The organism is Actinomadura sp. WAC 06369, assembly GCF_003947565.1.
Classification (GTDB): domain Bacteria; phylum Actinomycetota; class Actinomycetes; order Streptosporangiales; family Streptosporangiaceae; genus Spirillospora; species Spirillospora rifamycini.
Genome location: NZ_QHJN01000239.1, coordinates 1 through 8,686, shown reverse-complemented (window position 1 = coordinate 8,686; position 8,686 = coordinate 1). Strand labels below are relative to the sequence as shown.

The 8,686-nt window shown below is 74.7% G+C and carries 10 protein-coding genes; 3 read left to right on the top strand and 7 right to left on the bottom strand.

The window, feature by feature from the left end; all coding sequences use genetic code 11:
• Positions 1-12: 12 nt before the first annotated feature.
• Positions 13-951 carry a MerR family transcriptional regulator gene (locus DMH08_RS36645; protein ID WP_233618029.1) on the bottom strand — a complete coding sequence of 313 codons (939 nt, stop codon included), beginning with the start codon at positions 949-951 and terminating at the stop codon, positions 13-15.
• Between the two features lie 124 nt (positions 952-1,075).
• Here DMH08_RS36645 and DMH08_RS36640 point away from each other — a divergent pair, with 124 nt between their 5' ends.
• Complete coding sequence (locus DMH08_RS36640; RefSeq protein WP_233618028.1) at positions 1,076-1,279, top strand: hypothetical protein; 204 nt, start codon at positions 1,076-1,078, stop codon at positions 1,277-1,279.
• A gap of 81 nt (positions 1,280-1,360) precedes the next feature.
• Here DMH08_RS36640 and DMH08_RS40590 read toward each other — a convergent pair whose 3' ends face one another.
• From DMH08_RS40590 to DMH08_RS36630, 3 genes are all read right to left on the bottom strand, one after another.
• On the bottom strand, positions 1,361-1,522 hold the full coding sequence (locus tag DMH08_RS40590; protein WP_158642456.1) for a hypothetical protein: 162 nt from the start codon (positions 1,520-1,522) through the stop codon (positions 1,361-1,363).
• Between the two features lie 49 nt (positions 1,523-1,571).
• On the bottom strand, positions 1,572-1,895 hold the full coding sequence (locus DMH08_RS36635) for a hypothetical protein (protein ID WP_125620771.1): 324 nt from the start codon (positions 1,893-1,895) through the stop codon (positions 1,572-1,574).
• Between the two features lie 291 nt (positions 1,896-2,186).
• On the bottom strand, positions 2,187-3,143 hold the full coding sequence (locus DMH08_RS36630) for a LysR family transcriptional regulator (protein WP_125620769.1): 957 nt from the start codon (positions 3,141-3,143) through the stop codon (positions 2,187-2,189).
• 92 nt (positions 3,144-3,235) lie between these two features.
• Here DMH08_RS36630 and DMH08_RS36625 point away from each other — a divergent pair, with 92 nt between their 5' ends.
• Entirely contained in the window at positions 3,236-4,378 is a 1,143-nt protein-coding gene (locus DMH08_RS36625; protein WP_125620767.1) for a diaminopropionate ammonia-lyase, read from the top strand.
• A 125-nt stretch (positions 4,379-4,503) separates the two neighbouring features.
• The gene (locus DMH08_RS36620) at positions 4,504-4,938 is read left to right on the top strand and encodes a hypothetical protein (RefSeq protein WP_026403904.1); all 435 of its coding nucleotides are present in this window, start codon (positions 4,504-4,506) and stop codon (positions 4,936-4,938) included.
• 53 nt (positions 4,939-4,991) lie between these two features.
• On the opposite strand, the gene DMH08_RS36615 is transcribed toward DMH08_RS36620, so the two are convergent.
• From DMH08_RS36615 to DMH08_RS36605, 3 genes are all read right to left on the bottom strand, one after another.
• Positions 4,992-6,659, bottom strand: coding sequence for a catalase (locus DMH08_RS36615; protein WP_026403903.1), 1,668 nt, complete (start codon positions 6,657-6,659; stop codon positions 4,992-4,994).
• 120 nt (positions 6,660-6,779) lie between these two features.
• On the bottom strand, positions 6,780-7,637 hold the full coding sequence (locus DMH08_RS36610) for a DUF7192 family protein (RefSeq protein ID WP_199748178.1): 858 nt from the start codon (positions 7,635-7,637) through the stop codon (positions 6,780-6,782).
• On the bottom strand, positions 7,634-8,686 hold a 1,053-nt coding region (locus DMH08_RS36605; RefSeq protein WP_125620765.1), incomplete at its 5' end, for an AAA family ATPase. The genes DMH08_RS36610 and DMH08_RS36605, both read right to left, overlap by 4 nt.

The window sequence follows — 8,686 nt, the reverse complement described above, 5'->3', positions numbered from 1 at the left end:
CGGTCGGACACACTACCGCCGCCCCGGGGTGGTCCGGTCCGCGGCGAGGACTTCGGGGCGGGGCGCGGCGGGCGCCGCGACGCGCCGGGCCCCGGCGGTGGCGGCGCGGCGCCCGGGCGCGCCCCGCGCCCGTCGGGGCAGGCGGACCCGGGCGCCGCGGACCCGGCCCTCCAGGCGCTCTCCGGCGCCAACGCCCCCAGTAGGCCCGCCGCGGCCCAGGACGGGCGCGGGTGCGGGCCGGGACGCGGCCCCCTGCCGGTCCATCGCCGCCGCGAAGCCCGCCTCGACGGTGACCTGGGCGCCCGGCCGCAGCCGCGCGAGCGTGTCGGTCAGCTCGCCGAGGTCCTGCTCCTCCAGCCGGCCCACGACGTGCGTGGCGATGAGGTCGACGAACATCGCGGCGAGGGCGTCCATGCTCTGCTGCAGCTCGCGCCCGGCCGACAGGACCGCCTCCAGCGGCACCCCGGCCCGGACGAGCGTCACCGTGGCGTCGAGCTGGCGGCGGCTCCAGTGCGTCACGCGGTCGCCGTCGATCTCGATGAGGCCCAGGTCGAGGGCGCGCCGCACGGACGCGGCGCCGACCTCCTCGTCGGGGAACAGCGCGGCCAGCTCGTCCATCGTCATCGTGACCGGCACCTCGGTCGACCACGGCGTCGTGACCGCTTTCTCGACGCCGAGCACGGTCTCGATGTCGCGGCCCTGCTCCCACGCCGCCAGCAGCTCCCGGATGCCCTCCAGGGTGTGGCCGCGCTCCAGCAGGTTGGCGATCATGCGCAGCCGGGCGAGGTGCTCCTCCGAGTACAGCCCGATGCGGCCCTCGCGGCGCGGCGGCGGCAGCAGCCTGCGCTCCTGGTAGTAGCGCAGCGTGCGGACCGGGACGCCCGCGGCCTCCGCGAGCTCCCCGATCCGGTACTCGCGTCCGTCCGGTTCCGTCACGGGCTCATCGCTCACAGGCGTCAGCATAGTTCGGCGGCGGGCACCGGGCCCGCCCGCGCGCCGGAACGGTCACCGCCCGGCGCACGTCTGAGTGTCGCGCCCGCCGTCCCGGAGGGCTCGGAATGGAAAGGCAAGGATGATGAGCAGAAGAGTCGCCCTCACGATGGCCGTGGTCGTCGCGGCGTTCGGCCTGACGGCGTGCGGCGGGGGCGGGGACCGGTGGTGCGAGCACGACGCCACCGACCGGCGGGTGAGCGACAGCCACTGCGAGAAGAACGAGCCCGGCTACGAGTGGGAGTCGGACGGCGACTCGAAGAGCAAAAAGAAGAAGACGCGCCACTGAGGCGCGCCCGTGCGGCGGGGCCGGGCATCCGCCGCGCACCCGGCGTCGCGGGGCGCACGGACGCCGGGGGCCGTGCGGACGTCAGGGGGTGCGGCGGACGGCCATGGTCCTGCGCCGTCGCCGCCTGCGGCGTTCGTCCTCGCCGCGCGGGGGCGTGTCGGGGTCGGTGGCGAGCAGGTCGCGGAGGCCGCGCGGGACGATGTCCTCGCGGCGGTCGGCGAACGGTGAGCGCGTCGGCTTCATGTCCCTCTCCTCTCCCTTCGCGGCCGGACCACCCGGACGGGCGGCCGGTTCATGCGCACGTCGGTTCGCGGGGCGTCCCACGGGACGTCCCGCGGGCCGTGTCCCGGGGCGCGGAGGGGCGGCCGTAGGCGCGGGCCACCGCGGCGATGGCCCAGCGCATCCGCGCGAGGTAGGCGTCGGGGTGGTCGCCGGCCTCCTGCGCGATCTCCGCGAGGCAGGCGCTCCGGTCGCCGCCGCAGGCGCCGAGGCGGGCGCGGACGGCCCCGCGGACCTGCTCGGCGGACGGACGGTCGGACTCCTGCAGCGCGGAGCCGTACAGGAGCCGTGCGAGTTCGGTGGTGTTCATCGAGGTGAGGATCGAGGTGTCGGACATCGTCGCCTTCTTCCTGCGGCCCGGTCCCTTCTCCGGTCCGCGTCCCTGCCGCCGTCGCCGACTCTGCCGCCGTTACCGACTCTGCCCGTTCGGCGGACTCATCGCCATCCGGGAAAACCCCCTCAAAAGGGATGCGGCTCACCCGTACGCGGCCCGTGGACGGGGTTCGGGGTACTTGGGAGGCCCGGGAGTCCCGGCGTGTCGCGGGACTCGTCAGGGGGCCGGAAGGTCGCCTCGGCGATGGAGGGACGTGATGTTCCGTGGTGATAAACGGATGTTGTGCATCCGAGCTTAGCCGCCGGATGCAAATCCTTTGAGGGTGCTTTGGGGATGCTCGTGCGGAGGCCGTTCCCGCAGGGGGCGGGCGAGGGCCTCGCACCACGCGCGGACGGCCGGATGCGCGCCGCTCCCCCGGCGCGTCGCGGCGAACAGGCGCCGGACGTGCCGCCCCCGCGGCAGCCGCGCGACCGGGACGGCCGGGGCGGCGCCCGTCCACACCAGGTCGGGGAGCAGGGCGGCGGCGTGGCCGCGCTCGACGAGCCGCAGGTGCAGCAGCAGGTCGGTCGACTCGTAGCGGACGTCCGGCTCGAACCCGGCGTCCCGGCACAGCCGGGTCGCCCAGCGCCGCGACGCCGTCCCCGCGGGCTCCATCACCCACGGGAGGCCGGCCGCCGCCGCCGGGGCCGCCTCCCCGTCGATGCCTCCGGCGGCGGATCCGGCGGGGAGGGCGAGCCGCATCTCGTCCCGCCCCAGCTCCGCGTACTCGATGCCGTCGGGGCGCGGTATCGGCTCGTCCGGGTACTCCTCGGTGACGGCGACGTCGAAGTCGCGGGCGAGCAGCGCGGGCAGGGCGCTCTCCGGCTCGCACTGGGTGACCTCGACGCGCAGCCGCGGGTGGGCGGCGCCGAGCCGGCCGAGCGCGTCCGGGACGAGCGCCAGCGCGGCCGTCTGGAACGCGGCGACGCGCAGCGTCCCGGTGAGGCCCTCGAGCGACGCCGCGAGGTCGGCCTCCGCGCGTTCGAGCCGCTCCAGCACCGCCTCGGTGTGCGCGACGAGGATCTCGGCCTGCGGGGTGAGCCGCACCCGGCGCCCGACCGGTTCGAGCAGCCGCACCCCCGCCTCCCGCTCCAGCACCGAGAGCTGCTGGGAGACCGTCGACGGGCTGTACGCGAGCGCCTCGGCGACGGCGGCGAGCGTCCCGCGGTGCTTCAGTTCGCGCAGCAGCCGCAGCCGGTGCAGGTCCAGCATCGCCCCGCCCTCCGATCGTTCGGTTCTGCTGATGATTATCGCTCGGAAACGTGCGCTGGACCGATCGAACGACGCTGCGCAAGCCTGAACGCATGACGACGATGACCCGAGCCTCCTGGTACGTCCGCCCCCGGTCCGCCGCCCGGGACCGGCCGTCCGGACCGCCGCCCGCTCCCCGCGCCGTCGTCGCCGCCTTCCACCGGACGCTGCCCGGCTACGCGCCGACCCCGCTGGTCGAACTCCCGGCGCTCGCCGCCGAACTGGGCGTCCGCCGGCTGTTCGTGAAGGACGAGTCGTCCCGGCTGGGCCTGCCCGCGTTCAAGATGCTCGGCGCGTCGTGGGGCGCCTTCCGGGCCGTGTCCGAGCACTGCGGCCTCGCGGAGCCGACGCTCGAACGGCTGCGCGCGCGCGTGCGCGGCGGACGTCCGGTCGAGCTGGTCACGGCGACGGAAGGCAACCACGGACGGGCGGTCGCCGCGATGGCGCGGCTGCTCGGCGCGCGCGCCCGCGTCTACCTGCCGGACGGCGTCCACCCCGCGGCGGTCGCGGCGATCGAGGGCGAGGGCGCGCGCGTCACGCGGGTCGCGGGGTCCTACGAGGAGGCGGTCCGGCTCGCCGCGGAGGCCGCGTCGGCCCCGGACGCCCTGCTCGTCCAGGACACGTCCGTGCCCGGCCACGAGCAGGTGCCGCAGTGGATCGTGGACGGGTACTCCACGCTTTTCACCGAGATCGACGACGAGCTGCGCGCGCGCGGGGCCGAGCCGCCGGGCCTCGTCGCCGTCCCGGTGGGGGTGGGGTCGCTGGCCCAGGCCGCCGTCGCGCACTACCGGACGGGCGGGGCGTCCCCCGTGCTGCTGACGGTCGAGCCGGACGCGGCGCCCTGCCTGCTCGCGAGCCTCGCCGCCGGACGGTTCACGACGATCGGCACGCGGGCGACGATCATGTCCGGGCTGCACTGCGCGGCGCCGTCCGCGCTCGCCTGGCCGCACCTGCGGGACGGCGTCGACGCGGCCGTGTCGGTGTCCGACGCGGCCGCGGCCCGCGCCGCCCGCGACCTCGCGGCGCTCGGCGTCCCCGCCGGGCCGTGCGGCGCCGCGTCCCTGGCGGGCGTCCGCGCCGCGCTCGCCCCCGGCCGCCGCGCGGACCTCCCGGACGGCCGCGACCGGACGGTCGTGCTGCTCGCGACGGAGGGGGCCTCCGCGAACCCGGCGGTCGCCGCCGGCGCCCGGCCCTGACCCGGGGGACATATCTCCGGAATCGGGGTGAAATCAGGGGGGACAGGCGTTCTACGCGTCGGTAACATGCCACTACTCGCGGGTACGGCACCACCGCGAACCACCGACCCGTGCGGAGGTGACCGATGCGGACCATCGCGGCACCCGTGGCCGACCGCCTCAACGACCGCCTCGACGAGATCGCCGCCGAGGTCGCCGGCGACATCACCGTCCGCGTCCCCGCCTACGCCCACCTGCCCGACAAGGTCGTCGCCCGCGCCCTGCGCGACGCCCTCGCCGTCTACGCGGGCGCCCACGGCAAAGCCGCCGCCCTCGACTGGTTCCGCCGCCTCGGCGCCCGCTCCGCCCGCGCCGGCCAGGACGTCCGCCAGCTCGAGTCCGCGCTCCGCACGGGCGCCCGCATCCTCGTCCGCGAGATGGCCGGCGCCGCCGCGCGGCTCTACCCGCCCAACGACGAGTTCGTCGCCGTCATGGAACGCGCCTTCACCGGCGAAGCCGAGATCATCGACGCGGCCCTCACCGCGCACCGCATCGCGTACGCGGCCGACGGCCGCCCCTGACGCGGAAGGGGCGGCCGCCGGAACCCGTCACCGCGCGCCGCTCCGGCGGGCCGTCACCCCTCCCCGAAATGGTGGACGGCCCGCTCGTTCGGCACGCAGTGCGTCATCTTCAGATCCCCGACGTCCCGCGACCCGTTCTTGCCGAGGTTCGCGCGGCGCCGCTCGTCCTCGTCCGTCAGCGTCTGCCCCGGCAGCGGGTCCAGGTGCGCGACGGCGTCCGGCCCGATCCCGAGCCCCTCGCCGACCCGCAGGCCCAGATCGTCCTCCGCCAGCAGGAAATGCCACACCATCCGCTCCTGGATCGGCCGCTCGCACTGCGACAGCTGCCCCACGAACGTCTCGACCAGCGAGTCCCGCTCCCAGTCCTCCATCAGCAGGTACCGCTGCCCGGCCTGCACGTAGTCGTTCGTCCGCGGGATCCGCTTGCGCGTCACCCGGCCGACGATCTCTGGGCCCTCGTCGTCCGACGTCGGGTACTGCGCCTCCCGCAGGCCCCCCGTGATGGACGGCTCGTAGTTCACGTGCGGGTTGTCGCCGGAGCCGTCGACGTAGTAGGCCATCTGGCCGTCCCGCTGGTTCGTCCGCACGGTGGCGCTCTTGGCCCGGTTGACCGGAAGCTGCAGGTAGTTCGGGCCCACCCGGAACCGCTGGGTGTCGCTGTAGGAGAACGTGCGCCCCACCAGCATCTTGTCGTCGGAGAAGTCGAGCCCGTCCACCAGGACGCCCGTCCCGAACGAGATCTGCTCGTTCTCCGCGAAGTTGTCCTTCACGTTCTCGTTCAGCACCATCCGCCCGACCGGCTGCGGCGGGAACTCGTTCTCCGGCCACACCTTCGTGTCGTCCAGCGGGTCGAAGTCGAGCTCCGGGTGCTCATGGTCGTCCATCATCTGCACGACGAGCTCCCACTCCGGGAAGTCGCCCCGGTCGATCGCCTCGTGCAGGTCCCGCGTCGCGTGCCCCAGGTCGCTCGCCTGCACGGCGGCGGCGTCCGCCTCCGTCATGCTCCGGACGCCCTGCTTCGGCATCCAGTGGTACTTGACCAGCTTGGTCTCCCCGGCCTGGTTCACCCACTTGTAGGTGTTCACCCCGAACCCCTGCATGTGCCGGTAGTCGGACGGGATCCCCCGCGGGCTGAACAGGTTCACGAGCATGTGCAGCGCCTCCGGCGTCTGCGACATGAAGTCGAAGATCCGGTTCGGCTCCTGCCGGAACGTCACCGGGTCCGGCTTCAGCGCATGGATGACGTCCGGGAACTTGATCGCGTCCCGGATGAAGAACACCGCCAGGTTGTTCCCCACCAGGTCCCAGTTGCCGTCCTCGGTGTAGAACTTCACCGCGAAGCCCCGCGGATCGCGCGCCGTCTCCGCCGAGTCGCGGCCGCCGATGACCGTCGAGAACCGGATCGCCAGCGGCGTCCGCTTCCCCTCCTCCTGGAACAGCTTCGCGCGCGTGTAGTTCGCGATCGGCTCGTCGCCCCACCGGCCGTACGCCTCGAAGTACCCGAACGCCGTCACGCCGCGCGCGTGCACGACCCGCTCCGGCACCCGCTCCCGGTCGAAGTGGCTGATCTTCTCCAGGAACTGGTAGTTCTCCAGCGTCGCCGGGCCCCGCGCCCCGACCGTCCGCTGGTTCTGGTTGTCGTAGACCGGATGGCCCTGCCGGTTGGTCAGCACCTCCCGCTCGTCACCCGGTTGCGACCCCCTGCTCGAAACGTCGGTCACGACGCCCCTCTCCTCTCGCTGCGCGACGGTCCCCTCAGGGCCGCCGTACCCGGAGCGGCACAGGGAAAAGTCACGCGCGGTGCTGTTTCGGTAAACGCCCGACTGCAGACGGTGAGCAGTTCACGGGCTGTGGAGGAGGTTCAGACTGGTGAACATCTCCTGGCACCAGGCCAGAGCGGTCTCCGCCGTCTCCCACTGCGGGTCGCCCGGCGAGAGGTAAGGCAGGACGTACGGGTCGGGGACCCCGTCGGGCAGATCGTCCGGAAGGCAGGTGTACGGCGCACGCCCGTATTCGTGGTCGCGCATGCGCCTCGCCACGGGGCGCGGGGCGCTGTCGTAGACCGCGAACCACAGGCGCCGCAGCATCGCCGGGTGCGCCATCACGAACATCAGCCGCCCCATGTCCAGCGGCTCCGCCGCCGACACCACCCGCGCCACCCCCGCGTACCGCTCGCCCGCCCCCACGTGCGCGCAGAAACCCGACCAGACCTCCACGCTGTGCCCCGCCGCGATGATCGTCGAGCACAGCGCGGCCAGCGCCACCCCCCGGTTGCGCACCGCCGCGTGCGGGGTCGTGTGGACGTACCCGGCCGGGACGAGGAACGCCACCACGCGGCCCCGCGCCGAGAGCCGCTGCGGCACCGCGTCCACCATGCACTCCGGCGTACCGCTCAGGTAGACGCCGACGTCCACCTCCCCGCCCGTCACGTCCCACGCGGGCGCGAGCGCCGTCGTCACCACCTCGTCCCGCACCCGTTCCCGCAGCTCGGCGACCTCGGCGTCCACCTCCGGCAGCACGGTCGCCCAGCCGTCCCTCGCCAGCCGCAGCGCCTCCTCCCAGGACGCGCCCGGCCACGCCCCCCGGTCGTGGCGGCCGCAGCCGTCCGGAATGCTGTCGGGTTCGCGCGCCCGGTCCACGAACTCCTGCCACGACCACATCGGCTCCAGCGCGTGCACCGTCTCGCCGACCCCGCTCACAGCCCGAGCGCCGAACGGTGCGCCGCCGACATCCCCCGGACGACCCGCCACCGCATCGCCTGCTCGACGCTCGCCCCCGCCTGCAGCAGCCGCGCCGCGTCGATGCAGGCCCGCGGCGAGAACATCACCGGGAGCCGCTTCTCCTCGGCCGCCGCCCGCAGCCGCCGCACCTCCGCGAGCACCCCGCGGGCGTCGTCCGTCCGGTCCGGGGCGTGCGCGAGCGCCACGCGCTCCTCGAGCTCCTCGTCGACCGGGACGTCCACGACCGCGAACCGGTCGAGCGTCGCCGCGTCGAGCGCCTGCCGGCCCACGTACCGCCGGTCGCCGCCCGTCCCGTACGTGTTCGCCGTCGCGACCAGCCGGAAGTCCGGGTGGGCCCGCACCATGCCGTCGGCGAACGCGCACGACCGGATGGACAGCGCCTGGTTCAGCTCGGCGAGCAGCCCCGGATGGCCGCTGTCCAGCTCGTCGAGCAGCATCAGCCCGCCGTGCTCGAACGCCCGCCGGAACGGGGTGCCGTGGTAGTTCCCGTGCGCGTCGTAGTAGCCGAAGATCTTGCTCATCGGCGTCGTCGGCCCCAGCGACAGCGCGTGGAACTCCTGCCCGAACGCCTCCGCGGCCTGCTGCGCCATCATCGACTTCCCCGTCCCCGCCGGACCCACCAGCAGCACGTGGCACCCCGCCCCCAGCGCCAGCACCAGGTCGGGGAACACCGCGTGCGTGTGCCCGCCGACCCGGACGGCCTCCGCCGCGGCGCCCACCCGCACCTCCACCACGGGCGGCACCGCCTCCGCGGCGGCCTCGGCGACGGCCCGCGCCGCCTCGCCGCGCGCGAACTCCCCGACCGTCCGGGCCAGCTCGGTCCGCGACTCCTCCAGCGCCTCCCACGCGTCCCCGAGCTCCTCCTCCACCGCCGCGAGCGCCCGCTTCAGCGTCTCCGCCGACGCCGACTCGGCCACCTTCTCCGCGGTGCGCGCCGCGACCTCCTCGGCCGCCCCCTCCGCGGACCGCACGATCACCTCGGCCTCCGCGACGCGCTCCCCCGCCAC